Raw genomic sequence first — 26,729 nt, forward strand, 5'->3', positions numbered from 1 at the left:
CTACGCATGTGCTTGTGGTTCGCAGGCCGATAGCGAAGGCTGACCTGACATGGCCACCTTCGAAAACTACGTCCCCACCACCGGCGACCTCGCGGAGCGGCGGCCACGAAGTGGCCGGTTCGCGGCCGGGTCGTCGGTCAGGCGCCGCGGCGTAGGCGACGAAGGAGCAAGCCGCGGTGACTGACCGACGACCCCTCGGGGCCGCGAACACGCGCGCGCCAGCGCGCAGAAAGCAAGGCAACTGTGCGTGACATGGTCGAAATCGGTATGGGCAGGGTCGCCCGTCGGACCTATGAGCTCGACGACGTCGATATCGTGCCCTCGCGGCGGACGCGGTCGTCGAAGCTGGTCTCGTTGGCCTGGCAGCTCGACGCCTACCGTTTCGAGATCCCGGTGCTCGCGCACCCCACCGACGCACTGGTCTCGCCCGAGTTCGCGATCGAGCTGGGTCGCCAGGGCGGCCTCGGTGTGATCAACGGCGAGGGCCTGTGGGCGCGCCACGCCGACGTGCAGGCCAAGATCGACCAGCTGCTGGATCTGGTCGACAAGGGGGGTTACGAAAAGGCCATCTCGCTGCTGCAGGAACTGCACGCCGCGCCGATGCAGCCCGATCTGCTGGCCGCCGCCGTCGCCCAGGTCCGTGCGGCCGGGGTGACCACCTCGGTGCGCGTGAGCCCGCAGAACGCCCGTGCGCTGACCCCCGCGCTGCTCCAGGCCGGTGTCGACCTGCTGGTCGTGCAGGGCACCATCATCTCCGCCGAGCACGTCGGTGACAGTGTCCTCGCAGCGTCCACGGGGCCCTCCGTGGTTACGCGCGCTGCCTCCTCCGGGCCCGTCGCTCGCGCTGGCGAGCCGCTCAACCTCAAGACCTTCATCGCCGAGCTGGATGTGCCGGTCGTTGCCGGTGGCGTGAGCGATCACCGCACCGCCCTGCACCTGATGCGCACCGGTGCGGCGGGCGTCATCGTCGGCTACGGCTCGTTCCCCGGCGCCACCACCACCGGCGAGGTGCTCGGCATCGGTGTCCCGATGGCGACCGCGATCGCCGATGCGGCCGCGGCCCGTCGCGATTACCTCGACGAGACCGGCGGCCGCTACGTGCACGTCATCGCCGATGGTGACGTGGCCACCTCGGGTCAGCTGGCCAAGGCCATCGCCTGTGGTGCCGACGCCGTGATGCTCGGTGTGCCGCTGTCGGCCTCGGCCGAAGCGCCCGGTCGCGGCTGGTACTGGCCCTCGGCCACCGCGCACCCCTCGGTGCCGCGCGGTTCGTTCCTGCCGGTCGACGAGGCCTGGCTCGACGGTCCCGACGGCGCGGTGACCCGCCCGAGCCTCGAGCGCGTGCTCTACGGCCCCTCCGATGACCCGTTCGGCTCGCTGAACCTGGTCGGCGGCCTGCGTCGTTCGATGGCCAAGGCCGGCTACTCCGACCTCAAGGAATTCCAGAAGGTCGGGCTGAGCGTCCGCTAACGAACGTGGGTCAGTGAGACCCGATCCTTCAGGAACCGGGAGATCGCGGTATTGACCGGTTCCGGGTGGGTCATCGTGACGGCCAGGCGGGCGCCATCGATCTCCACGAGGGTGGAGGCGGTGAGCCCGTCGGCCAGCGTGCGGGCCCGATCGCCCGCGATACCGCTGCGTGTGGCGTGGATGATCAGTGCCGGGCAGGTGATCTCGCGTAGCCGGTCGAGGACCGAATCGCGCCCGAGCAGGCAGCCGACGGCGGCGTCGAGCCCGCTGTGGGCGTCGCCGACCCAGCGGCGGGTCCAGATGTCGCGGTGCCGGGTATCGTCGCCGATGAGCCAGTCGGCCAGGCGGCCCGCGGCTTCCTCGCGGGAGCTGCGGTCGTGCCACTCGTCGAGGAACCGCTGGGTGGCGGTGGACTGGTCAAGGGTCGGCCCGTGCGCCTCGGTACTGATCAAGATCAGCGCGGCGACCCGTTCCGGCGCGACCAGCGCGGTCCGCAATGCTGTGAAGCCCCCTTGCGCTGTCCCGCCGACGATGGCGCGTTCGGCGCCGATCGAGTCGAGCACGGTCAGCGCGTCACGCGCCGCGGTCCAGTAGGTGAAGGGCAATCGCTGGTCTCTGGTCCGGCCGTGACCGCGCGCGTCCCAGGCGACAATCCGGAATTCGGGAGCGAGTGCGGCCTGCTGCGAGGCGAACATCGTGCGGTCCATGAAGAATTCGTGGGCGAGCAACACCACCGGACCCGTGCCACCGCTGTCCTCGTAGTAGATGTCGGCATCGATCGCGCGGGCGAATGGCACGAGCACGAGGATAGCCAGAGCCACCGCGCCACGCCCAACATTGGGGGTGCGTCGTGCCCAGTCACTACCGCGCATCCGGCTCCGGCGATGCCCGCTGCTTGCTCGTCGTACCCCGTCACTAAACTGTGGCGGTGGCAGATACTCAGAGACCGGTCCTCGTCGTCGACTTCGGCGCGCAGTACGCCCAGCTGATCGCCCGACGGGTGCGTGAGGCGCGGGTGTTCTCCGAGGTGATTCCCCACACGATGACAGTGGAAGAGATCGCCGACAAGCAGCCGCTGGCGGTGATCCTGTCCGGTGGTCCGTCGAGCGTGTATGCCGAGGGCGCACCGCAACTCGACGCGCGGCTGTTCGATCTCGGCGTGCCCGTGTTCGGCATCTGCTACGGCTTCCAGGCGATGGCCCAGGCGCTGGGCGGCACCGTGTCGCACACCGGCACCCGCGAATACGGCCGCACCGAACTGAACATCGACGGCGGTGTGCTGCACGGCGGCCTGCCGACCATCCAGCCGGTGTGGATGTCGCACGGTGACGCGGTGACCGACGCCCCCGAGGGCTTCGAGGTCACCGGCACCACCGCGGGCGCTCCCGTCGCCGCGTTCGAGGATCGCGCGCGTCGGCTGGCAGGCGTCCAGTACCACCCCGAGGTGCTGCACTCCCCGCACGGCCAGCAGGTGCTCAGCCGCTTCCTGCACGAGCTGGCGGGCATCCCCGCGCAGTGGACCCCGGCCAATATCGCCGATTCGCTGATCGAGAGTGTGCGCGAGCAGATCGGTGACGGCCACGCCATCTGTGGTCTGTCCGGTGGTGTCGATTCCGCCGTGGCCGCCGCGCTGGTGCAGCGCGCGATCGGTGACCGGCTCACCTGTGTGTTCGTCGACCACGGTCTGCTGCGGGCCGGTGAACGCGAGCAGGTCCAGCAGGACTTCGTCGCCGCGACCGGTGCCAAGCTGGTGACCGTCGACGCGGTGGACAAGTTCCTCGGTGAACTGAAGGGCGTCTCCGATCCCGAGGAGAAGCGCAAGATCATCGGGCGCGAGTTCATCCGCTCCTTCGAGGACGCGGTCTCGGGCATCGTGCTCGAGGAGGGCGCTGCCGCGGGTGCGGCCCCGAAGGTCGAATTCCTGGTCCAGGGCACCCTGTACCCGGACGTCGTCGAATCCGGCGGCGGTACCGGCACCGCGAACATCAAGAGCCACCACAATGTCGGTGGCCTGCCCGACGACCTCGAGTTCGACCTGGTCGAGCCGCTGCGCCTGCTGTTCAAGGACGAGGTCCGCGCGGTCGGCCGCGAACTCGGTCTGCCCGAGGAAATCGTTGCCCGCCAGCCCTTCCCCGGCCCCGGCCTCGCCATCCGCATCGTCGGCGAGGTGACCGCCGACCGGCTCGAGCTGCTCCGCCAGGCCGACGCCATCGCCCGCGAGGAGCTCACCGCCGCCGGTCTGGACAAGCAGATCTGGCAGTGCCCGGTCGTGCTGCTGGCTGACGTGCGCTCGGTCGGTGTGCAGGGCGACGGCCGCACCTACGGTCACCCGATTGTGCTGCGTCCGGTGTCGAGCGAGGACGCGATGACCGCGGACTGGACCCGGCTGCCCTACGACGTGCTGGAACGGATCTCGACCCGGATCACCAACGAGGTGGCCGACGTCAACCGCGTGGTCCTCGATGTGACGAGCAAGCCGCCGGGCACCATCGAGTGGGAGTGAGCTGACTTCCGCCGAGGCGGTGCTGACCCGAGGGGTCGGCACCGCCTCGTCGTTTCCGCGCCTGGGTCAGGCGAAAGAGGCGACCGCGTCGCTCTCGCTGTCGAAGGTCTCGAACACGGTGCTCAGCTGCGTAATGTGGAGAATGTCCCGCACCTTGGGCGGCACGTCGGACAGCTTGAGCAGGGCATCGGACCTCGTCGCGGACGTGTAGCTGCCGACGAGTACCCCCAGCCCGGAGGAATCGATGACGGTCACGCCGCTGAGGTTCATCACGATCTTCTTACGGCCGTCGGTGAGCAGTCCCTGAACTGCTTCACGGAGCTTGACGTCACCGACCCCGATGGTGAGCTTCCCGGACAAGTCGACCACCGTAACTCCGTCTATCACACGCGTTTCGACGTTCATGGGTGTTCTCCTCGCTGTGGTGTTCGTGCTCCCGGCCGGGAGCACGGTCCGCAGGGTGACGACGAACCTTCCTGCGGGGCTTGTGGTAACCGACATCGAGTCCATCGCTGTGCGCATGAGAAGGACGCCGCGCCCGTGCGGCAACCGCAGTGCCGCCGGTAGACGCGGGTTCGGCACCTGTGCGGGGTCGAATCCCGGTCCCTGATCACTGATTTCGACCACCAGTTCGTCGCCGATGACGCGCAGGGTGATCTCGGCGGTTGCCAGGGGAATGCCGCGATTGCCGTGGCGGACGGCGTTGACGATGGCCTCGTGGACGGCGAGGGTCATCCGATTCGCGATCACCGTGTCCGGCCACAGTGTCGACAGCGCGGCATCGACCGCCGCCGAGGCCTGGGCGATCTGGTCTGGTCCGTTGATGACCAGATCGAGTGCGATGGCTTGATTTTCGATGTCGATCACCGGCTGCTCTCGGTGGATGTCGGAGTCACGCTTCGCAACCGCTCACCCATCGGGATGCCTGCCATGGCCACAAAGTAGCTGACAGGTTGTGGTGTTCGCAAACCGTTGGTGTAGAGGATAATTGCAGGTAGATGCCCGAATCATCCCGTTCTGGCGCATGGTTCGGGCGGGACTGTTCGACGCGGTGAAGGGTTCAGGACGGTCGCGCTCGGCTGAGCAGGAGCCTGCCCAGGAGGAAGCCGCCGGTGTGCGGTCGGTGGGTGGCTGGTGGCAGGACCTTCGCCAGTGGGGTTTCCGGTTGCTTCTCGGATTTGTCCATTGCCCTTGTCTTTCAACTGGTCCCGTATACAGAAATGGCCCGTCACGGTGACGGGCCATTGCTGGTTTCTGGGGTTGTCCTTCGGTCAGTGGTGTTTGCGGCTGGGGGTCAGCGTGAGTAACAGGCCGATGACGATGGCCGCGATCACCACGCTCCAGCCGATGGGCAGGATCCCGCCGCCGTCGGGGGTGGGTGCGCCAAGTAGTGCCCAGACGCTCACCGCGAGTGCGATCAGGCCGATGATCAGCAGGGGGAACGCGGGTCGGCGCCGAGTCTCGACGCTTTTCTGCTCAGCCACGATGCACCGCCGCCTCACCCATGTGCACGGCGACGCGCAGATCGAGAACCGGGGCGCCGGGGGTGTTCGGCCCGGAAATGCCATCGGTGCAGTGTGATTCGCCCATATCGACCTCGCAAGTAGTTTTCACGGTCAGGTCCGCCGGGAGCAGGACGTTGGCCTCGCCCATGTTCACCGACACCTCCACGCTGCGCGATTCGGTGAGGTTCAGCCCGCGCAGGTCCAGCGTGCCCGAGCCCATGTTCACCGCGTAGCTCGGCTGTAGTTCGGTGATGGCGACCGGTGTCCAGGTGTGGTCGCCCATGGTGGCGCTGTCGAATTCGATCGGCCCGATCAGGGAGGCAAGCACTACGAACCCGGCCAGCGGGGCGGTGAGTACCAGCAGCCCGTATCCGCGCCGCAGGAACGCGCCCGCGACGAGGCCGAGGCCGACCACGGCCAAGGCGAATGCCGCGATTCGCGCGGGGGTCATCCATTCGACGCCCGACGCCGCTGCGGCACCTGCCAGTGCCGCGGCCAGGATCGCCAGGCCGATGGTGACCGGAGTCAGCCGGGAGCGTGGACGTTTCGGCGCGACGGGTGGTGCGACGGGTGCGTAGTGGGGTACCGCTTCCGGGAGTTCCCAGGCCAGTGGCGCCACGGCGAGCGGGTCCCAGCCGTTGGGCACCTGCGCGTTGATGCGCGGGGGTTCCGGTGCGGGAGAGAGTGTTCCGGGTCGGTTCTTGTGCAGAACCGCGGTTGCGCCGGTCTCCTCCGCGCGCGGTTCCTCGACGGGCGACGTGGTCTCGTCAGGAACCTCGACGATCTCGGCCTCGGTACTGTCCGCGCGCTTGCCGAGATCGATGGGTGCGGCCGAATCATCAACCGGGCGAATCGGATCCACTGTTCCCGCGGTCGGGCTCGTGACGGCCCGGGGTGCGCTGGAATCCGGCGCCTCCGCTGCGCCTGCGGTAACGGAGGCGGCCTCGATCCGAACCGTTGGCGTCGACTCCTCTTCCCCCAGCGCGGCCGAGCTTGTCGGCATCCGGGCGGTGTCGTCCGAATCCGCGGCGGTTTCGTCGATGTCCTTGTGCAGGACGACCGTCTCGGTGGCGTCGACACGCAGCAGCGGGGTGGATTCGGCGGTAGCCGTGCGGTTTTCGGCGCGGGGGATGACCGTCGTCACCGGATCGGGGACGTAGGCGTCGGGGAGTTTGGTGTAGGGCGTGTACATCCCGGTCGGCGGTACTTCCGGGCTGTACGGATAGCCGCGCACCGGGCCACCGGTCGGGTAGCCCGCACCCGGGTAGCCCGTCGTACCGAGCGGAGCGCGGTAGGCATCGAACCCCGCCGGCAGCTCGGGATGACGCAGATACAGCATCCACCAGCCGGCGAGCATCAGTCCGAGGCTGACCACTCCGGCCCCGCCCATCCCCAGCCCGATCGGCCCCATGGTCGACACGGAGATAGCCAGCGCGACGATCAGCACGATCGTCTTGGTCTGCGAATGCGACCCCCGATCGTGCGCCGACAAGGCCTGCGCCGCCGACACCTCGTTCCCCGCCGACCCGAGCACCAGCCAGGCCAGCAGGTACAGCATGATCCCTGCCCCACCGAAGATCGTCGACACCACGAAGGCCACCCGCACGAGCACCGGATCCACCCCGTACCGCAACCCGAACCCCGCCGACACCCCGGCGATCGGCCCCTGCCGAGGCAGCCGGACGGGCCGCGTCTGCCACATCTGGTGAACCTGGTCGGCGAAGCTCGTTCTGCTCATGCCATCCATGGTGTGCCGAGCGACCCCTTTCGCACATCGGGGGTAACCCTGAGAATTTCCCGGGTTCAGGGGCAGGGGGAGCGGTAGGGCACGTTCGCGATGTGACCGCGCCAGACGGCTTCGGTGAGTTGGCCGGTGGACGCGCAGATCCGGGTGGCGACGGTCTCGGCGTCGAGGTCCCACACGCCGAGCTGGCCGTTGTCGGTGACGATCATGAGCTGTTCGCCGCGTGGGTGCATGGTCACCTGCCGGTAGCGGCCGTCGGCGGGCCCGAGCGGGCCGCTGTACTTTCGCGGTGCGTGTGGGTCGTCGAGGTTCCACAGGCCGGTCGTGCCGTCGTCACTCGACACGGCCAGCTCGGTGCCGTCCGCTGACGCCGATATCCAGCTGATCGGTCCGATTTCGGTGCGGACCGCGTCGTTGAGCGCGATGAACCTCTCCGGTGCGTCGGTATCCCACAGGCCGAAGTGATCGCCCTTGGTGAGGGCGATGGTTCGGTTGTCGGGCAGGAATTGGGACTGTGGGACGGTAGAGGGTTCCACGTCGGTTTCGGTGATCAAGCGTGGGCGCGTCGGGTCGTCCAGATTCCAGATCTGGAGGAAGAGGTGATCATCCCAGTCGCCACGGCGGTCGGAGATTACCACTTCGACCAGGCTGCCATCCGGGCTGAAGCTGCCACCGATGACCTTCCCGACCCGCGCGGTGATCGGCGGCCCGAGGGGCTTGGGCGCGCTGCGGTCGGTGACATCCCACATCTGGACCGAGTCGGTGAAGGTCAGCAGCATCCGGTTGCCCTGGATCGTCGAGTACTCGGCCTCGCCGGTCGGCCAGTTGGGCAATGGGCGCGGATGACGTGGATCGTCGAGGCCGTAGACGATCCGTCGATTGCCCATCAGGTCGTGCAGGCTCAGTGTGTGTCCGTCCGAACTCAGCGCCAGGTTCGACAGCCCCGGTGCGCCCGGAATCGTGGTCAGCCGGGCCGGGCGACGGGCATCGGTGGTGTCCCAGACGACCACGTCGCCGGTCCGGGCCAGCATGGCCATCCGATCGCCGGTTCGATCGAACGTCGGACCCGAGGGCATGCTGGGAATCACGTCGACCGTCGATCGGGGCAGTGTCCAGGTGCGCAGCAGTCCGTCGTGTCCCGCGCCGAGGAGTATCGGTTCGCCGGGGATGAAGAGCAACGACGTCGGCCCGCCGCTGCACAGGGAAACCCGGGCCTGTGGGCAGGCGGCCGGGCTCACTGACAGGGTGGGGCCTGCTTGCATCGGCTGGTCCGGGTCGGCGATGTTCCACAGTCGTGCGGCCTCGTCCGAGCCGGTGGCGAGGAGGTTTCCGTCCTGGTGGAAAGTGATAGAGGCCAGCGCATCGTTGTCGACTCGGGTCGAGGCGAAGGCGCGCGGGTGGTGCGGATCAGTAATGTCCCAGAGTTCGAACTGGCCGGACGGTGCGCTGCCAGCGCCCTTCGAACCGTGCGTGCCGATGGCCAGCCGGGTGCCGTCCGGACTGAGGGCGACGGCTCGGAGGACGTCTCTGCCCGTCGTGGAGATCGGCGGGCCGAGGGGACGCGCGGCCGTTGTGTCCCACAACTGCACGGTGTCGGGACTGTCGGCTTCGAAGGTGACGGTGCCGACGGCGAGCAGCATGCCGCCTGGACCGAATTCGACGGTGTGGTTGTCACCGGACAGTGCACGGGTGGCGGTGCGCGACGGCCGTGACCGATCGCGGATGTCCCAGAGGGTGAGCGTCGAGCCGTCGAGTTCGGCGAGTCGCGTTCCGCTCGGATCGACGGCGATCGTGTCGCCGCGGAGGGTATCGAGTGTGTTGATCAGACGGGGAGACTCGGGGCGGGCGAGATCCCATAGCTGGGTACCGGAATTACCGATGGTGACCGCGTCGGAGCTACCAGGGACGAATTCGAGGTGGTCGGTCCTCGTGCCGAGCGAGGTGGTGAGCCGGCGCGGTCGTGCGGGATCGCGCAGATCCCAGAAGGCGGTGTCGCCCACGTAGTCGATCGAGACCAGCAGCGCGTCGGCCGGGCGATAAGCCAGCACGGAGACGCCCCGCTCGTGGGCGGGCACGGTGACGGCCAGCGGTGAATCCTGGCTGTTCAACAGCTGGGTGCGCGTCGCATCGTCGGGCCGGATTCGATACGCGGCCAACAGGAACTGGGCCGAGATCGATGGGTCGCTGCTCCTGGTCCGGTGGGCCGCGGCCACCAGTTCGGCGTAGTCGCGGTCCAGTGCACGCTGATCGGCGAGCCTGCTGCGGTCGACGGCGATCACACCGGTGGCAAGCAGCGCGAGCACCACCGCGATCGCCCCGATCCGCCAGCGCCCACCGATCCGGACGGCCCGCCGCGATGCTTTGAGGAAGGCGCGCACCCGCGGACTGATCGGGGCACCTCCGGTGTGTTCGGTCGCATTGTCGAGCCGGGTGCCGCGATACAACAGCGCCGAATCATGTTTCGCTGCTTCCCATTCGGCTGCATCGTGCTCGAGCCGCTGACGCACCAGATGCCCGACCCGGTCGGTGTCGATCCAGCCGCGCAGCCGGGGCCATGCGGTCAGCACGATCTCGTGGGAGAACTGCACCGAGCCCGCGTCGAGAGCGATCAGCCTGCTGGCCGCCAGCACTTCGAGCGCTTGCGCCGTGGCGTCGGGATCGCCGCTGCGGCCGAGCAATTCGGCGCGGTCGACGGTTCGTCTGGTGTCGCGCGCGTCCTGCCCGACCGTGACGAGCGAGCCCAGCAACTCCTGCGCGGCGTCCTGCTGCGCCGCGGTGAGCTCGCTCCAGGCCAGTTCGGCGGTCTCGGCGACCGACCCGGCCACCCCGCCGGTCTTGCGGTAACCGGCGACGGTGAGTTTGCGGCCTTCGCGTTGCTGCCAGGTCGCGGCCATCACATGTGACAGCAGTGGCAGGGCACCGGGGTCGTAGCCGTCGGTGCTGAGGTGCCCGCCGAGCCCGCGCAGTTCGGTGAGCACCAGCTCTTCCAAACCGGGTTCGAGGGTGAGACCGGCGGCGGCCGCTGGTCCGGTGATCGCGTGCGACACCTCGTCCATGGACATCGCGCCGAGGAGGTAGTTGTTGCGCTGCAAGCTGTTCCGCAATATCGGATAGTGCAGGCATCGTTCGTAGAAGTCGGCGCGCAGCGCCAGCACGACCGTCGGCGAATCGGGTTGGTCGGCGAGCGTCGCCAGGAATGCCACCCGTTCGGCCTCGTCCTGACACAGGGTGAACAGTTCCTCGAACTGGTCGACGATCAGGACCCGCAGGTCGTCGGTCAGCGTCGCGGCGAGTCCGGCGGTCGGCGTCGCACCCGGTGTCATGGTGGCGGCGGGCAGGTCGATCGCCGGTCGCAGGCCCGCCGCCAGCAGCGAGGACTTGCCCGCGCCCGACGCGCCGATCAATACGACGATGCCGGTGGTAGCGCGGACCAGTTCGACGAATTCGGCGGTGGCCTGCTCGCGTCCGAAGAACATGGTGTGCTCCTCGGGGAGGTAGGCCCGCAGGCCGGGGTATGGGCAGGTCTCGCCGTCGCCCGCGGCCGCGGTCCAGGTGACCGACTCCTGCCACAGCCGTCGCCATTCGTGCGGATCGGCCAGTGCGCGCGGAAGGTCGCGCTGGGACTTCTCGGTCATCTCGACGAGTGTGAGGACTACCGGCAGTAGTGATTCGAAGCGAGCGGGCACATTGCGCCCGGCCTTCCAATCACTGATCCGCTGCGGTGACGGTGTGCCCGCTTTGGCGCCGCGCATCCGACGTTCGGTGGCCGCTGCGACTCGACGCAAGGTCGGATTGCCCGCTGCCGCATAGAGTTCGGCGAACCGCTGGGCGAAATGCGCACGCGGCGAAGAGCTCTGCATATCACTGATGGTCAAGGAACCCCCCGTTCGATGAAAACGACTGAGGGACATGGTATTCGGCTCGGCCGGGACCCGGCGATTGGCCGGGTCCCGGGTCGGCTCACAGGAACATGGTGTCGCCGAAGATCGAGTTCGTCGCGCTCACCTGTCCGGTGCTCGCGGTGACGGTCGCCCACGAATAGATGTTGAGCGGCCCACCACAGTTGCCCACCATCAGATGGAAGTCGCGGTTCACCAGATAGGTGGTGCCCGCACCGAGGGACATCGATCCCACGTCGATCTTCTTGATCTCGCCCGGTGCGAGCGACAGGCTCAGATCGATACCGGCCGAGATCGACGGACCGATGTCGGCGGACGCATCGGGACCGGACGAGCCGAACCCGATGCTCGCCCCCGCGTCCACCGAGATGCCACCGTCGAGCCCGACCGACAGCGTCAGGTCCACCGCGCAGGCGACGAGATAGCCGGAGGTGATTTCACCGGTCGCGCCGGGCGGTGCGGTGACGTAGGCGGTGTTGTCGAGAAACACCTCACGATTGGTCGGCATCGCGTTGAGCGGGGGGACCAGCCGGTAGGACTCCTCGGTATGGCCGAGGGTGAGTTCGAAGCCCGCGGGCCCGTGGTAGGTCTTCTCGTGCGGTGCCATCGGCGTCGCCGAAGCGATCGGTGTCATCCCGAGGGTGCTCAGTCCGATAGTGGCGGCACCCAGCACGGTGGTGATGATGTTCACGTAGTTCCTCCCCTGAAGCGGCGGCCGCAGTTCCGGCCCGCCATCAACGTAGGAAGAGCCTGTGCGGCCGGGCTTTCGGAGCGACCGCGCATCGGCTTAAAGGACCTGTTGAGGACCCTGGGGTGGGGTTTCCGGTCCGGCGGTCCGGTGCGGTCGTCGCGGTCCGCCACCGGATCGGGCATACGCCCAGGTAGGACCTGATTTCTGTCCGGACCGGACAGCTGCCGCGCAGGTCAGGGCCGGATCGTCGACATCGGGGACGAGATCAGGGACTTTCCTGATGTCGGCACACCGTCTCGCGTGCCACTATCGAGAGCATGGATCCGTCTGTTCCCGCCCGCGACGCCACCCAGGGGTACCCCTACGGGTACGGCAGTGTCCCGGGGAACAACGCGACCCGCGGCCCGAACTCCGCGCTCGGCCACCAGCCGGGGGTCGGTAACCCAGCGACGGCCGCGGCGGCTCGTGTGCCGATGGCTGCCGCGAGTGGGTATCCGCCTGCCGCCGCGCCCGGCCATTCGAATGTGCCCGGCGGATCGGCGGGGCCCTCCGATGGGCCGGGGGCCGCGGCGAATCCGTGGTTCGGTGGGCACCGGCTGCGCGGTCCGCATCGTTTCGTAGCGCGCGCGTTCGGGGGTGAGCCGGTGGTTTATGGGCCGCCGCAGCCATACATTCCCCCGCAGCAGTACCGGACCGCGCCGGGTTACACGCAGTATCCGCAGGGCTATGGCGTGCCCCGTGGCTATCGGCCCATGCTGCCCGTCCCCGGTCCTGAGCCGATGGGCGCGCCGGTGCCGCAGACCCCGCGCCTGGTTCGCCGCAGCGGTGGGCGGGTGGTCGGGGGTGTCGCGGGTGGTCTGGCCGACCATCTCGGTGTCGATGTGATCAAGGTGCGGCTGGCGTTCGTGTTGCTGTCCGCGCTGGTCGGTGCGGGGCTGGTGGCGTACGGGTTGCTGTGGATCTTCACTCCTGGTGGCGCGGACGCCGTGAAACCCACCGGTGACGAGCGCAGGCAGGCGATCGGGCTGGCCCTGCTCGGGCTCGGGCTCGCGGTGACGGTGGGGTGGCTGTTCCAGGGGACAGCGGCGAAGGTGATCGCGCCGATCGTGGTGGTCGCGGTCGGCGCCGCGCTGGTGTGGCGCGAATACGATGTCGCCGCGCCGGGGCCACGGGCCCTGTTCGGGCTGCCCGCGCGACCCTCGGTGGTCACCTGGTCGCGCATCGTGGCCGGGGCGACGCTGATCGTGGTCGGGCTCGGTGTGGTGGTGCTGGCCAGGATCGATCTCAGTTCGCTCGGGTCGGCACTGATCGCGGTGGCGGTCACCCTGGTCGGCGCGGGTCTGCTCACGGTGCCGCTGTGGTTGCGCATGGTCCGCGCGCTCAATGCCGAGCGCGGCGCCCGCATCCGCAATGAGGAACGCGAGGAAATCGCCTCCCACCTGCACGATTCGGTGCTGCAAACGCTCGCGCTGATCCAACGTCAGGCCGAGGACCCCCAGGAGGTGCTTCGTCTGGCTCGCAGCCAGGAGCGCGAACTGCGCAAGTGGCTCTTCGACGACACCGCGCCCGCCCAGTCCAGCCTGGCCACCGCGCTGCGCACCATCGCGGGCGAGGTGGAGGACCAGCACGGGGTGAAGGTCACCCCGGTCACCGTCGGCGATGTCGCGATGGATCCCGGCGACACCGGCGCCGGCCTGCCCAAGGAGCATTTCACCGCCCTGCTCGGCGCCACCCGCGAGGCGCTGGTCAACGCCGCCAAACACGCCGACTCCCCCGAGATCGACCTGTTCGCCGAGACCGAACCCCACCAGGTGAGCATCTTCGTGCGCGACCGCGGCGCCGGTTTCGATGTGTCGGCGGTGCCCGCCGACCGGCGCGGGGTGGCCAAGTCGATCTGCGCCAGGATCGAGCGCCGCGGCGGCACCGCCGAGATCGACTCGACCCTCGGGCGTGGCACCGAGGTCCGGATTGTCATGCCGCGCACCGACTCCGGGACCTCCGAGCCGGAGGAGGTCGCGAGCGACGACGCGACATCGGGATCGGACGCAGGTCCTATCGACTCCGGCACCCGGGTCGACCGGCCCGAGGCCGACACTGCCGCCACCGCGCCCCGCCCCGATGACCGCACGCCGACGCGGGACCATCCCACCGATCGCTGAGCGCGCGACCGCACCCAACCCGAGCCGATTTCGACGCCCGGACACCGCGGTGTGGTACCGATGACAGCAGGTCGATCGAGACGGTTCGAACGAGGAGTCTGGTAGTGAGTGTGCGGGTGTTCTTGGTCGACGATCACGCGGTCTTCCGCTCGGGGGTGCGAGCCGAGCTGAGCCGGGAGACCGATATGGAGGTCGTCGGTGAGGCCGGGGCGGTGGCAGAGGCGGTCGCGGGGATCGATGCCGCGAAGCCGGACGTGGTGCTGCTGGATGTGCACATGCCCGATGGCGGCGGAGTGGCGGTGCTGAGCGGGATCGCCGCGGGGCCGGTGTGTTTGGCGTTGAGCGTGTCCGACGCGGCCGAGGATGTGATCGCGGTGATCCGGGCGGGGGCGCGCGGATATGTCACCAAGACGATTTCCGGTGCCGAGCTGGCCGACGGTATCCGCCGGGTCGCGGGCGGGGACGCGGTGTTCAGTCCGCGGCTGGCCGGGTTCGTGCTCGACTCGTTCACCGGGCGCTCACCGGTTCCCGAGCCGCCACTGGATCCCGAATTGGACTCGCTCACCCCGCGTGAGCTGGAGGTGCTGCGCTTGCTGGCGCGTGGTTACACCTATCGGGAGATCGCCGAATCCTTGTTCATCTCGGTGAAGACCGTGGAGACGCACGCGTCGAATGTGCTTCGTAAGACACAACAGTCGAACCGGAACGCGCTGACTCGATGGGCGCATCGGCGCCGCATCGAGTGAAGCGCGGTAGGGCCGCGGCTCTACATCACGGCGATGATGATCGCGATCAGGATGATCAGGCCGATCAGCACGCCGGCGCCGATGGCGAGGGGGGCGCCGTTGGGGAGGCTGTCGATGAAGCCGCCGCCGCGCTGCTGGGGTGCGGCGGTTGCGGCGAGCGGGGCGCGGTGCGGGCGCGGAAGGGGGGAGGAGTTGGGGCTACGAAGGCCGCTGGCGGAGTTGCGGGTGGACCAGGCGGGAATGGTGCCGTCTTCGGTGCGCAGCGGCACACCGAGGATGTAGGCGCCGGTGCCGGGGCCGAAGGCGGCGGTGAGGATTTCGTCGCGGGCCTCGGCCATGGTAGGGCGACGCTGGGGCGCGGGCTCGAGCATGTGCAGGATCGGCTGGGTGAGGATGCCACTGCGGGTGGGCGGGATGATCCGGCCCATCGCGGCCGCGGCGACGACGTCGTGCTCGTCGGAGTCGAAACCGAACGGCGGCTGGCCTTCCAGCGCGGTGTAGAGGGTGGCGCCGAGGGAGAACACGTCGCTGGCCTCGGTGGGCTCGGCGCCGCGCGCGACCTCGGGCGGGAGGTAGGCGGGGGTGCCGGTGATCACGCCGTCGGGTTCGTCACCGTGGGTGTCGCCCGCGCCGCGCGAGATGCCGAAGTCGCTGAGTTTGGCCAGGCCCACACTGTTGCCGCGGTCGGCGACGAGGATGTTGCCCGGCTTGATATCGCGGTGCACGATGCCGGCGGCGTGCGCGGCGGCGAGCGCGTCGGCCACCTGCGCGCCGATCTGGGCCACCTCGACCGCGGGCAAGGTGTCGACCAGCGCGAGCGCCTTGGCCACGTTGCGCGAGGGTAAGTACTCCATGACGAGCCACGGCTCGCCCGCCTCGATCACCACGTCGTGCACGGCGACGGCGTGGATGTGCGACAGCTTGGCGGCCACCCGGCCCTCGTGCACGATGCTGCTGCGGAGTGCCTCGGCCTCGGCCGCGCTCAGTCCCGCGGTGGACAGCACCTGCTTGATCGCGACTTCGCGGTTCAGCAACCGATCGGTCGCGAGCCAGACCGCACCCATGCCACCCCCGCCCAGCTTGGACTGCAGGCGGTAGCGGCCCGCGACCAGGTAGTCGGGGCCGATATGGGGACGAGCACGTTCGGTCACGGGTGCGAGGGTAGCCGAATATAACGCTGACTGGCCGGGATCTCGAGGGTGGCGGTTCAGCGGTATTAATATTTCGATCGGTCGAAATCTTGATTCCGTGAGCGCGGTCACGTAGCGTCCGGACAGCGGTGCGCGCCCGCCTGATGACAACGCTGTCGGATCGAGAGTTGGATTGATGAGATTTCCCAGACGGACAGGCCGCGTCGGACGGCGAACGCGCTGGTCGGCACTATTGGTCAGCGCGCTGATCGCGGTCGGATCGATCACAGCGGCGGGGCACGGCGCCGCCGAGGTGGTCGACGACTTCTACACGCCACCAGCGGGTTTCGAGTCGAGCGCGCCGGGCGCGATCCTGGCGAGCCGACCTGTCGCCACGAAGATGCTGCTGCAATTCCCCGTCAACGCGCAGGCCTGGCAGTTGCTGTACCGCACCACCGACGGGGAAGGACGTCCTCACGCCGCGGTCACCACGGTGCTGATTCCGCGGGGGCCCGCCGAACAGCGACCGTTGCTGTCGTTCCAGTGGCCTATGACGCGGTCCAACGCGAGTGCATGCCGTCGCACACCCTGACCCACGGCAATCTCGCCGGCGTGGAATGCACCGCGACCACCGTGTCGGCGAACCGTTTCAAGCGGGTGAGTGAATGGCTGAACGCGCCGATCGACGTGATGCTGGCCGACCCGGTCCTCGGCCGCGAGGTCGACGCGCGCAAGCGGGGCGCGGAAACACCGAGCGCGCCACTGTATGTGGTCAACGGCGTCAACGACGAGGTGAGCTGGATCGGCGGCATCGACGACCTGGTCGCCCGCTACTGCGCCGACGGCGCGTCGATCACGTACGTGCGCGATGCGACACCCGACAGCATCGTCGGCACGCACGGCGTTGTCGCGCTCACCGCGGCAGGCGGTGTGATGGCGTGGGTCGCCAGGGCATTGGATGGTGAAGGCCCGGTCCAAGGCCCCGGCTGCACGACGACCACCGTTGCCACGACCGCGAACGACCCGGCCAACGCCACCGTATTGCCGGAGTTCGCCAACGCCATGGTGGCGACGCTGGTCGGACAGGCGCTGGGCGCCCAGCGCTGAGGGCACCCGTGGGCGGGACGTGCTGGGGGCGTTCCGCCTACGGGCGTGGTTCGCGCTGCGCGGCGAGATAGCCGTTGACCATGGTGGTCAACGCGTCGAGCCGCAATTGTTCGAACTGTGGTTCGGGGAACGGGCCCGCGTTGATCGCGTCGCCGTCGAGACAGAAGAGCACCATCGAGCCGAGCGCGAACGCCTGTTCCTGCGAAAGTCCTTCCAGAACAGGATTTTTCACACCATCGGCCAGCATGGCGGCACCGTAGTCGTAGCGGACGACCGCGAGTTTCTCCCGCAGCGCCACGTCGGTGCGTGCGGCGACGATCAGTTCGCGCCACACCGCGTTGATCGGATCGCGAGCCACCTCACGCCACACGGTGAGCAACGCCCGGACGTCGGAACGATCGGGCAGCTCGACCATCTTCGCGACGAACTGTTCACGTTGGCGCACACCGACTTCCGCCGCCGCCGCGGCAACCAGATCGAACAACGTGCTGAACCGGCCGAACAGCCCCCCATGTGAAACCCCGGCGCGGCGGCAGATCTCCTTGACGCTGACCTGTGCGTACCCCTTCTCGACAATGGTGTCGATGGTCGCGTCGATCAGCGCACGACTGGTCTCGGCGCGCCGCTGCGCCTGTGTTCGCCGGATTTCGGCCACCACGCTCCCCCTTGATATCGACCAGTCAGTCGAAAAATACCGTATCAGCCCGGTCCGAAATCTCCGGTGGACACGGGGAGGGGGTGGGTGTCACGCTGGTCGCTATCGAACGTATATTCGAATACGATCGATAGCTGAAACGGTGCTGCTGTTTCGGCGCAGGGCGGTTTTCCGCTCGCGGGTCCATCGTGGAAGTAGGTGGTGTTGATGGGTTCGGAAGCGTTGCCGCCCGATCGGGGCATGCTCGACGAGCTGCGCAGGCGGATGGCCGCAGTGCCGGGACGTGGTGAGTCCGCGACCGGGCATATACCGCGTGAGCAGCCATTGCGCCGTGATCTGTTGCCGGTACCACCACCGCTGGCCGACCTGCTGCCCGAGGGTGGGCTGCCCAAAGGCGCGGTGGTCGCCTACACCGGCGCGCACTCCCTGCTGACCGGGCTGCTCGCCGCGGTCACCGGAAACGGCGGTCACGCGGCGGTGGTCGGCCTGCCCCGGCTCGGTTTGCTGGCCGCCGCGGAGATGGGCGCCCAGTTGTCCCACCTGGCGGTGATCGCCGACCCCGGCCCCGATCCCGCCGAGGTGGCCGCGGTCCTGCTCGACGGCCTCGACCTGGTGGTCCTCGGACTCGGCGGCCTCGTCGTCCCACCCGCCCGCTGTCGCGTCCTCGCCGCCCGTGCCCGCAACCGTGGCGCCACCCTGGTCGTCGCGGGCGAATGGGCCAACCCGACCCTGCGCCTTGACTCCCGCGTCACCGGCTACCGCGGCCTCGGCTCCGGTCGCGGCCGGCTGCGCTCGGTCTGCCTCGACGTGCGCGTCAGCGCCAAGGCGGGCCAGACCCGCCACGGCCACATGGACCTGTGCGCCAAGGCCGGCCGCACCGAATGGTTGCCTCGCGAAACCGTCAGCGGCGCAACCAAAGTCACCGCATTACGCGAGGCGGTCTCATGACCGCTGGCCCGTTGTCCGGGGATCGTGCGCAGGCCGGATCCGGTGCCGTGTGGGGCGTGCGCGCGCGGGCAGTGGGATTGATGGGCGTGGTGTCGTTGTGACGCGCGCTGATCGGGTGCTGGCGGTGTGGTGCCCGGACTGGCCCGCGGTCGCGGCAGCCGCTGTGGCCGGGGTCGGGGCGGATCGGCCGATCGCGGTGTTGCGGGGGAGTTCGGTGGTCGCGTGCTCGGCGATCGCGCGGGCCGACGGGGTGCGGCGGGGGATGCGGCGGCGGGATGCGCAGGGGTGCTGTCCGGAACTCGTTGTCGTGCAGGATGATCCGGATCGGGATGCGCGATTGTTCGAGCCGGTGGTCGGTGCTGTCGATGCGACGGTGCCGGGCGTGGAGGTGTTGCGGCCGGGGCTCATCGTGCTCGGGGCACGCGGTGCCGCACGGTACTTCGGTTCGGAGGAGGCCGCGGTGGTGCGGTTGATCGATGCGGTCGCCGCGGCGGGAGCCGAGGCGCAGGTCGGGATCGCCGACGCCATGTCGACAGCGGTGATCGCGGCCAGGCGCGGGGCGATCGTGGCGCCGGCGGAGGGCGCGCGGTACCTCGCTGCGCTCCCGGTCTCGGAGCTCGCGGTGGAACCGAGCCTGGCCGCGCCCGAGCGCAAAGACCTGGTAGATCTGTTGCGCCGCCTGGGTTTACGCCGCATCGGCGATTTCGCGCGCCTGTCTCCCGCCGAGGTGGCCTCCCGATTCGGCGCCGACGCCGTGCTCGCCCATCGCACCGCCCGCGCCCTGCCCGAACGCCCACCGTCGGCGCGCCGCCCCGCCCCGGAACTGACCGTCGAGCTGGCCTGCGATCCACCCATCGACCGGGTCGACGCGGCCGCGTTCGCGGGCAGGCAGCTGTCCACCCGGCTGCACGCGGTGCTGTCGGCGGCGGGCGTGGCTTGCACCCGGCTCGCCGTGACCGCGCGCACCGAGACGGGCGAGGAGCTGACCAGGATCTGGCGCTGCGCCCGCCCGCTCACCCCCGCCGACACCGCCGACCGCGTCCGCTGGCAACTCGACGGCTGGCTCACCCACCGCGCCCGCCCCACCGGCCCGATCGTGGCGCTCGCGCTGGAACCGGTCGAGGTGGTCGCCGCCGGTGCCCTGCAATTGGGTTTGTGGGGCGGCGAGGGCGAGGAAACCGAACGTGCCCGCCGCGCCCTGGTCCGTGTGCAGGGTCTGCTCGGCGGCGAAGCGGTCCGCATCGGAGTGCTCAGCGGCGGCCGCGGCCCCGCCGAACGCATCACCATGATCGCCCTCGGCGACGAACTGACCCCCGCCGCCGACCCCGCCCAGCCCTGGCCGGGTCGACTCCCCGAACCCGCCCCCACCCTGCTCCTGCTGCACCGCCCGATCGTGCACCTGACCGCCGCCGACGGCGCCCCCGTCCTGGTCACCGACCGCGGCCTGTTCACCGCCACCCCCACCAGCCTGCGCTGGGGCAGCAAGCAGTGGGCGCTACTGGGCTGGGCGGGCCCATGGCCGATCACCGAACGATGGTGGTCCACCGCCGAACCCGCCGCCCTGGCCGTGCGCGTCCAAGTCCAGCTCGACGCCGACCCCACCGAGATCCGCGCCGTCCTCCTCGTCTACGACGCGGCGCAATGGCACGCCGAGGGCGTCTACGAGTAGCCCACCGAACCGCTGTCACCTCCGCTCGTAGCTCGGTTCTAGAGTGAAACGACGCCTGTCCGGGGGATCGCCCCGGAAGGCTCGGTCGCGGGAGGAGCGCTGTGAACCCATTCGAGGGCATGTTGTGTACGGCGGCCGCCGCCGACCTTCCGCTGCTCGGTACCGCGGGGCACTTCACCGGATGGCTGTGTATCGAGCATCCCGGTGCGTGGGGCGGTGATGTGATCGGTGATGCGGTGCTCGGTCCGGAGATCACCGCCGAGCTGGCGGCGCGTACGTCAGCGGCGCAGGTTCGGCCGACGCTGATCCGCCGCCCCGGCCGCAACGAGTTCACCGGTACCCGCACGGTGCTGCTGGTCAGTTCGCGGCCAGAGGGTTCCTGGTGTGAGCGGTTCGAGATCACCGACTTGCGCCAGCTCTTCGACATAGACCTGCAACTCGTCGACGGACCGCCCCCGGGAATCGGTGTGCGCGTGGATGATTCAGTGGTCTTGGTCTGCGCCCACGGCAAACGCGACCAGTGCTGTGCCCTGTTGGGCCGCCCGATCGCCGCCGCCATGGCCGCCGATTACCCGGGCCGGGTCTGGGAGGCCTCGCACACCGGTGGTCACCGCTTCGCCCCCGCGGTCGTCCTGCTTCCCTCCGGCCTCACCTACGGCCGCGTCGACGCCCCCGCCGCCAAGGCGATGCTCGAAGCGGCCGACGTCGGCGAGGTCTCCCTGACCGGTCTCCGCGGCCGCGGCTGCTACCCCCCGATCTCCCAGCTCGCCGAAGTGGCTGTGCGCGAACAGTTCCCGGCCAACGCCACCGACCTCACCGTCCACCCCGACCGGGCTCCCACCCACGACCCGACCATGGCGGGCGCCGCCATCGTCACCCATCGTGACGGCCGCCGCTGGCGCGTCACCGCCCGCACCGTCCCCGCCGCCCCTCGCCAAGCCAGCTGCGGCGCCGCCCCCAAACCGGCCACCTACCTGGAACCCGCTGCGGTGGAACAACTCTGCGAGCCATCCGCCGCCGAGCCCGAACAGTCCGCCGACCGCTGACGGCCGCGGGGACGATCAGGTCGGGTCGCCGGATGGCCGGTGACATCGGTGGACTATCGGAACTGCGGCGGATTGGCTCTCCCGTGCGATCACCCGACGGCCCTAACGTCGACTCCATGATCGACATCCGGGAAATCGGCAAGGACGACACCGAGCTGGCGGGCCCGGCTCTACTGGAGCTTCGCCCACAGTGGGCGACGGCAACCCGGCTGGCCGAGTTCATCGACACCGAACTGCGCCCCGCGGGCTATCGGTTGGTCGGCAGCTTCGAACCAGGTTCTCCGGCAGCGCTTTCGGTGGCGGGGTTCCGCGAATCCCACTCCACCGCCTGGGGCCACCACCTCTACATCGACGATGTCTCCACCCTTCCCTCGGTGCGCGGTCGAGGCCACGCCGACCGACTGCTTGGCTGGCTCACCGCCGAGGCCCGGCGCCTGGACTGCGCGGCGATCCACCTGGACTCCGGCGTCGGCCCCACCCGAGCCGCCGCCCACCGCCTCTACATGCGCCACCACCTGACCATCACCGCCCACCACTTCACCCTCGATCTCGAGCCCGCGAACTAGTGCCGCCGAGCACGACATCCTTGTCACCGGTCGTGGGGATCATGTAGTAGCGGCCGACGCTACGACAGGCCGAGAGCTGGCGTAATCGCCCACGGATCGGGCGATTACGCCGGTGTCACCAGTGTGTGCCGGGTACCCAGCGGGCCGCGCGACGCAGGGCGGTGCCGGTGACTTTTCGGGCGGCGGAACGGGGTTTCGGATCTGATAGGGGGGTCGGGGCTGAGGTGTCTTCGGCCGGCTCACCCTTGGCCGCAGGGGAATCCGGCAGCGCGCGGTAGTAGCGGTGCATGATGCGGTCGCGGAGTTTGGGGGTGAGGATGCCGCCGTATTCGGCGATGGTGCCGAGGGGGACGTCGATGCGTTTGGGGCGTTCGGCGAGGGCGCGCACGATCGTGCCCGCGGCCCACTCGGGGGATTCGGAGGGGCCCTGATCGCCGCTGGGGGCGATCATCGGCGTGCGCACCAACGGCATGTGGATGGTGGTGAAAGTGACGCCGTCGGCGAGGGTTTCGACCGCGGCCACCTCGGTGAACTTATCCAGGGCCGCCTTGCTGGCGAGGTAGGCGGCGAAGCGGGGGGTGGCCGCCTGCACGCCGGCGCTGGAGATGTTGACGATGTGGCCGAAGCCGCGCATCCGCATTTGTGGCAGCAGTGCGAGGGTCATCCGCAGGGCGCCGAAGTAGTTGACCGCCATGGTGCGTTCGAAGTCGTGCATGCGGTCGGTGGAGCGGTGGATGGCGCGGCGGATGGAACGGCCCGCGTTGTTGACCAGCATGTCGACGTGGCCGTGCTGGTCGAGAATGGCCTCGACGACCGAATCCACGGATTCGGAATCGGTGACATCGCACGGGTAGCCGTAGGCCTGTCCGCCCGCGTCGACGATCTCGGCGACCACCGCGGCGAGTTCGTCGGCGCGGCGCGCGAGCAGGAACACGACACCGCCCTTGTCGGCGACCGAGAGTGCGGCGGCCCGCCCGATCCCGGAGGACGCCCCGGTGATCACGATGTGTCTGCCGGTGAGATCGCGCCGCTTGCGGCCCTGGTCACCTGGGGAAACCTGAGACATCACTGTTCCTTTGCAGCTCGTTACCCCTGAACTTACTCCGAAGTAAGTTCCAGAGCCAGGCCCTTCGGGAAACTCGAAAATATGTTCGAATGCCTCTCGCTAATATTCGAACGTATGTGCGATACTGGTGCACATGGCGGACGATCGGATGGCGGACATCTATGCCGCGGTGCGGCTCGGCGGTGGCGACCCTGATGCGGCGCGCGCGGCGCTGACCAGGCTGTGGAGCGAAATAGGGGAAGGCGGCGACCCGTTGCATCGCTGCGTGGTGGCACATCACCTGGCCGATGTGCAGGAGTTGCCGGAGGGTGCGTTGCTGTGGGATCAGCGGGCGCTGGCCGCGGTGTTCGGGCCGGGTATCCCGCTCGATGAGGGGCTGCGCGGGTTTCTGCCCTCGCTGTATCTGAACCTGGCCGACAGTCATCGCCGCGTCGGTGACTTCGAGATGGCGCGGATGCAATTGGCCATCGCGCGCGGGCATCTGGACGTGCTCGCCAACGATGCCTACGGTGCGGTGATCCGCGCGGGTCTGGGTCATGTGGAGTCCGCGCTGGAATCGCGGTCCATGGAGCGCTTGCCCGCGCATTGAGTTGTCCGGCACCAGGAAAGGGGTTCGGTGATGCGGGGGTCGTGAGAGGAGTGGGTGCATGGGCTGGAGCAACGGTCCGCCGACCTGGTCGGAGCTGGAACGGGTACTCTCGGGCAAGCCGAGCGGCAGGCCCGCGGAAGGCATGCACCCCGGCGACGGCGGCGACAGTCCGGCCTGGTCGCGCAAGCGGGGCGAGTACCACGCCGCCGGGCTCGACCGGCCGACCGGCCAGACGGTGCCCTACGCGGAGTTACACACGCACTCCGCCTACAGCTTCCTCGACGGCGCGAGTCAGCCGGAGGAGCTGGTGGAGGAGGCGGTGCGGCTCGGTCTGGAAGCGCTCGCGCTCACCGACCACAACGGGTTCTACGGGACCGTCCGGTTCGCCGAGGCGGCCAGGGAATGGGGAATGCCAACGGTTTTCGGTGCCGAACTGTCACTGGGAACCGATGCGGAGGCGGCGCCGGGCCGAGGGGATGCGGTCCGGCGCCGTTCTGTACCTCGGGGCGGAAGACGTGTCGCGCGGGGAACCCGTGTACCGGATGGTACGGCTGACGATATGTCTGATCCGGGCGCATCGGCCGCGCCGGACTACGGGCAGGCGCACGCAGTCGGCTTCGGCCCGGCGCCCGGCGTTGCGCACGATGGACCGGCCGTGCCGACCGGCGGACACGTTCTCGCACCGGACTCGCTGCCGCGCACCGGTTCTCCTGACCCGCTCGGCCCCCATCTGCTGATTCTGGCCAGGGGGCAGGAGGGCTACCGGCGGCTTTCCCGGGAGATGGCGGCGGCGCATATGGCCGCAGGGGAGAAGGGTGTGCTGCGCTATGACCTCGACACACTCGCCGCGGCGGCGGGTGGGCACTGGCATATTCTCACCGGCTGCCGAAAAGGTCACCTGCGCACCGCACTCGAGCAGGATCTGGGCGTAGGCGATGCAAGGTTGCCGAAAGCTGAAGCGGCACTGCGGGATCTGATCGAACGATTCGGCGCCGACCGGGTGAGTGTGGAGCTCACCCACCACGGCATCGCCACCGATGATGAGCGCAACGCACTGTTGGTCGCCCTGGCTGATCGGCTCGATGTTCCCGTACTCGCCACTACCGGCGCGCATTTCGCCTCCCCGGCGCAGCGTCGCCGGGCGATGGCGCTGGCCGCGATCCGCGCCAGGAGCAGTCTCGATGAGATGGCGGGCTGGCTCGCACCCACCGGCGGCGCGCACCTGCGTTCGGGCGCGGAGATGACGCACCTGTTCGCCGAATACCCGCACGCGGTGGCGAACGCGGCGACGCTGGCCAGGGAATGCGCGTTCGATCTGGGCCTGATCGCTCCGAACCTGCCCCCGTTCGCGGTGCCGCCCGGCCATGACGAGAACTCCTGGCTGCGCCGCCTCGCCTATGCGGGAGCGGCGCGACGTTACGGTCCGCCGGAACGAAATATCAAGGCGTATCAGCAGATCGACCACGAACTTGCGGTGATCGCCGACCTGAACTTCCCCGGCTACTTCCTGGTGGTGCACGACATCGTCGAGTTCTGCAAGGACAGCGACATCCTGTGCCAGGGCAGGGGATCGGCCGCCAACTCCGCGGTCTGCTACGCGATCGGCATCACCAACGTCGACCCGGTGGGCAACAAACTGCTGTTCGAACGGTTCCTTTCGCCCGAGCGAGACGGCCCGCCCGACATCGATGTCGACATCGAATCCGACCGGCGCGAGGAAGCCATCCAGCACGTCTACGCCAAGTACGGCCGCGACTACGCCGCACAGGTGGCGAACGTGATCACTTATCGTGGCAAGTCGTCGGTACGCGATGCCGCACGGGCACTCGGCTTTTCGCCCGGGCAGCAGGATGCGTGGAGTAAGCAGGTGAGTCGCTGGTCCGGGGTGGCTGCCGAGACGGGCACCGATATCCCGGACGCGGTTCTCGAACTCGCGGGCGAACTGGACGGCTTGCCAAGGCATCTGGGTATCCACTCCGGTGGCATGGTGATCTGCGATCGGCCGATCGCAGATGTGTGTCCGGTGGAATGGGCGCGGATGGCCGGACGCAGCGTGTTGCAGTGGGACAAAGACGATTGCGCCGCAGTCGGTTTGGTGAAGTTCGACCTGCTCGGCCTCGGCATGCTCTCCGCATTGCACTACATGATCGACCTGGTGCGTGAGCACAAAGGCGAGACGGTGGAACTGCACGCGCTCGACCTCACCGAAGCGGGCGTCTACGAGATGTTGCAGCGTGCGGATTCGATCGGGGTATTCCAGGTGGAGTCGCGTGCGCAGATGGCGACGCTGCCCCGGCTCGAGCCGCGCAATTTCTACGATCTGGTCGTCGAGGTGGCGCTGATCAGGCCGGGACCGATTCAAGGTGGCTCGGTGCACCCCTATATTCGCAGGCGCAATGGCAAGGAGCCGGTGGTGTTCGACCATCCGTCGCTGGAGCGCTCGCTCGAACGCACGCTCGGCATTCCGCTGTTCCAGGAGCAGTTGATGCAGATGGCGGTCGATGTCGCCGGTTTCAGTGCGGCCGAGGCGGACCAGTTACGGCGGGCGATGGGGTCGAAGCGGTCGCCGGAGAAGATGGCCATGTTGAAGGCCAGGCTCTACCAGGGGATGCGTGAGCTGCACGGCATCACCGACGAGGTCGCCGATCGCATCTACGAGAAGCTCTACGCCTTCGCCAATTTCGGTTTCCCCGAAAGCCATTCGCAGAGCTTCGCCTCGATCGTGTTCTATTCGTCGTGGTTCAAGCTGCACCATCCGGCCGCGTTCTGCGCCGGGTTGTTGCGCGCGCAGCCGATGGGCTTCTACTCACCGCAGTCGCTGGTCGCCGACGCCCGCCGCCACGGAGTTCGCGTGCACGGCCCCGACATCAACGCCAGCCGCGCCGAACCCACCCTCGAGAACGCGGGCGCCGAGATCCGGCTCGGTCTGTCGGGTGTGCGCCACATCGGCACCGACCTCGCCGACCGCATCGTCGCTACCCGCGCCGAGCACGGCCCTTTCACCTCGATGCTCGACCTCACCGGCCGTGTGGAACTCACTGTCGCCCAATCGGAATCGCTGGCTACCGCAGGGGCCTTGGATGTCCTGGTCGACGCCGAACCCGCCGGGCGCGGCCGCGTCGCCGCGACGAGCGGACCGTTCACGGGCGTGGGCAAGGGCCGCGATGGCGCCGTCGCTGTGGGCGCCCAGGACTCGGGGGCTGTGTCGGCGGATACGGATCAGCGAGTGCTCGGGC

20 protein-coding genes and 1 pseudogene are annotated in these 26,729 nt (G+C 68.9%); 12 read left to right on the forward strand and 9 right to left on the reverse strand.

Annotated elements, in window-relative coordinates:
- Positions 1–243: 243 nt before the first annotated feature.
- Positions 244–1,470 carry an IMP dehydrogenase gene (locus ACTWPB_RS04695; RefSeq protein ID WP_446224472.1) on the forward strand — a complete coding sequence of 409 codons (1,227 nt, stop codon included), beginning with the start codon at positions 244–246 and terminating at the stop codon, positions 1,468–1,470.
- On the opposite strand, the gene ACTWPB_RS04700 is transcribed toward ACTWPB_RS04695, so the two are convergent.
- Complete coding sequence (locus tag ACTWPB_RS04700) at positions 1,467–2,267, reverse strand: alpha/beta fold hydrolase (protein ID WP_446224473.1); 801 nt, start codon at positions 2,265–2,267, stop codon at positions 1,467–1,469. The genes ACTWPB_RS04695 and ACTWPB_RS04700 overlap by 4 nt on opposite strands.
- Positions 2,268–2,398: 131 nt before the next feature.
- Here ACTWPB_RS04700 and guaA point away from each other — a divergent pair, with 131 nt between their 5' ends.
- Positions 2,399–3,973, forward strand: a complete 1,575-nt coding sequence (gene guaA, locus ACTWPB_RS04705; RefSeq protein ID WP_446224474.1) for a glutamine-hydrolyzing GMP synthase — start codon at positions 2,399–2,401, stop codon at positions 3,971–3,973.
- Between the two features lie 66 nt (positions 3,974–4,039).
- Here guaA and ACTWPB_RS04710 read toward each other — a convergent pair whose 3' ends face one another.
- The 5 genes from ACTWPB_RS04710 to ACTWPB_RS04730 all read right to left on the reverse strand — a co-directional run bounded on the left by ACTWPB_RS04710 (position 4,040) and on the right by ACTWPB_RS04730 (position 11,812).
- Positions 4,040–4,840, reverse strand: coding sequence for an anti-sigma factor antagonist (locus tag ACTWPB_RS04710; protein ID WP_446224475.1), 801 nt, complete (start codon positions 4,838–4,840; stop codon positions 4,040–4,042).
- 404 nt (positions 4,841–5,244) lie between these two features.
- Entirely contained in the window at positions 5,245–5,457 is a 213-nt protein-coding gene (locus tag ACTWPB_RS04715; RefSeq protein ID WP_446224476.1) for a hypothetical protein, read from the reverse strand.
- The gene (locus tag ACTWPB_RS04720) at positions 5,450–7,216 is read right to left on the reverse strand and encodes a PspC domain-containing protein (protein WP_446224477.1); all 1,767 of its coding nucleotides are present in this window, start codon (positions 7,214–7,216) and stop codon (positions 5,450–5,452) included. Before ACTWPB_RS04720 ends, ACTWPB_RS04715 begins: the two co-directional genes overlap by 8 nt.
- 65 nt (positions 7,217–7,281) lie before the next feature.
- The gene (locus tag ACTWPB_RS04725; protein ID WP_446224478.1) at positions 7,282–11,082 is read right to left on the reverse strand and encodes an NACHT and WD repeat domain-containing protein; all 3,801 of its coding nucleotides are present in this window, start codon (positions 11,080–11,082) and stop codon (positions 7,282–7,284) included.
- Between the two features lie 100 nt (positions 11,083–11,182).
- Positions 11,183–11,812: an MspA family porin gene (locus ACTWPB_RS04730; protein ID WP_446224479.1), complete on the reverse strand. Its 630-nt coding sequence runs from the start codon at positions 11,810–11,812 to the stop codon at positions 11,183–11,185.
- Positions 11,813–12,564: 752 nt separating this feature from the next.
- Here ACTWPB_RS04730 and ACTWPB_RS04735 point away from each other — a divergent pair.
- Both ACTWPB_RS04735 and ACTWPB_RS04740 read left to right on the forward strand, forming a co-directional pair.
- Positions 12,565–13,971, forward strand: coding sequence for an ATP-binding protein (locus tag ACTWPB_RS04735; RefSeq protein ID WP_446226235.1), 1,407 nt, complete (start codon positions 12,565–12,567; stop codon positions 13,969–13,971).
- 110 nt (positions 13,972–14,081) lie between these two features.
- Complete coding sequence (locus ACTWPB_RS04740) at positions 14,082–14,717, forward strand: response regulator (protein WP_378929110.1); 636 nt, start codon at positions 14,082–14,084, stop codon at positions 14,715–14,717.
- Between the two features lie 20 nt (positions 14,718–14,737).
- Here ACTWPB_RS04740 and ACTWPB_RS04745 read toward each other — a convergent pair whose 3' ends face one another.
- The gene (locus ACTWPB_RS04745; protein ID WP_446224480.1) at positions 14,738–15,868 is read right to left on the reverse strand and encodes a serine/threonine-protein kinase; all 1,131 of its coding nucleotides are present in this window, start codon (positions 15,866–15,868) and stop codon (positions 14,738–14,740) included.
- 175 nt (positions 15,869–16,043) lie between these two features.
- On the opposite strand from ACTWPB_RS04745, the gene ACTWPB_RS04750 reads away from it, so the two are divergent.
- Positions 16,044–16,439, forward strand: coding sequence for a hypothetical protein (locus ACTWPB_RS04750; RefSeq protein WP_446224481.1), 396 nt, complete (start codon positions 16,044–16,046; stop codon positions 16,437–16,439).
- Positions 16,421–16,954, forward strand: a complete 534-nt coding sequence (locus tag ACTWPB_RS04755; RefSeq protein ID WP_446224482.1) for a lipase family protein — start codon at positions 16,421–16,423, stop codon at positions 16,952–16,954. The genes ACTWPB_RS04750 and ACTWPB_RS04755 overlap by 19 nt, the downstream gene beginning before the upstream one ends.
- A gap of 37 nt (positions 16,955–16,991) precedes the next feature.
- Here ACTWPB_RS04755 and ACTWPB_RS04760 read toward each other — a convergent pair whose 3' ends face one another.
- Positions 16,992–17,609 carry a TetR/AcrR family transcriptional regulator gene (locus ACTWPB_RS04760; protein ID WP_446224483.1) on the reverse strand — a complete coding sequence of 206 codons (618 nt, stop codon included), beginning with the start codon at positions 17,607–17,609 and terminating at the stop codon, positions 16,992–16,994.
- A gap of 207 nt (positions 17,610–17,816) precedes the next feature.
- Here ACTWPB_RS04760 and ACTWPB_RS04765 point away from each other — a divergent pair, with 207 nt between their 5' ends.
- From ACTWPB_RS04765 to ACTWPB_RS04780, 4 genes are all read left to right on the forward strand, one after another.
- Positions 17,817–18,557: a hypothetical protein gene (locus ACTWPB_RS04765; RefSeq protein WP_446224484.1), complete on the forward strand. Its 741-nt coding sequence runs from the start codon at positions 17,817–17,819 to the stop codon at positions 18,555–18,557.
- Positions 18,558–18,654: 97 nt separating this feature from the next.
- A complete protein-coding gene (locus tag ACTWPB_RS04770; RefSeq protein ID WP_446224485.1) occupies positions 18,655–20,226 on the forward strand; it encodes a DNA polymerase Y family protein in 1,572 nt (523 codons plus the stop codon).
- A 119-nt stretch (positions 20,227–20,345) separates the two neighbouring features.
- On the forward strand, positions 20,346–21,272 hold the full coding sequence (locus ACTWPB_RS04775; RefSeq protein ID WP_446226236.1) for a sucrase ferredoxin: 927 nt from the start codon (positions 20,346–20,348) through the stop codon (positions 21,270–21,272).
- 116 nt (positions 21,273–21,388) lie between these two features.
- Entirely contained in the window at positions 21,389–21,838 is a 450-nt protein-coding gene (locus ACTWPB_RS04780; protein ID WP_446224486.1) for a GNAT family N-acetyltransferase, read from the forward strand.
- Between the two features lie 115 nt (positions 21,839–21,953).
- On the opposite strand, the gene ACTWPB_RS04785 is transcribed toward ACTWPB_RS04780, so the two are convergent.
- Positions 21,954–22,904, reverse strand: coding sequence for an SDR family NAD(P)-dependent oxidoreductase (locus ACTWPB_RS04785; RefSeq protein WP_446224487.1), 951 nt, complete (start codon positions 22,902–22,904; stop codon positions 21,954–21,956).
- 133 nt (positions 22,905–23,037) lie between these two features.
- Between ACTWPB_RS04785 and ACTWPB_RS04790 the strand changes: the two genes are divergently transcribed.
- Complete coding sequence (locus ACTWPB_RS04790) at positions 23,038–23,493, forward strand: hypothetical protein (protein ID WP_446224488.1); 456 nt, start codon at positions 23,038–23,040, stop codon at positions 23,491–23,493.
- A 58-nt stretch (positions 23,494–23,551) separates the two neighbouring features.
- A pseudogene (locus tag ACTWPB_RS04795) lies at positions 23,552–26,572 on the forward strand (error-prone DNA polymerase); the annotation flags it as partial.
- Positions 26,573–26,729: the final 157 nt, after the last annotated feature.

The sequence above is a fragment of the Nocardia sp. IBHARD005 genome, from assembly GCF_052814245.1.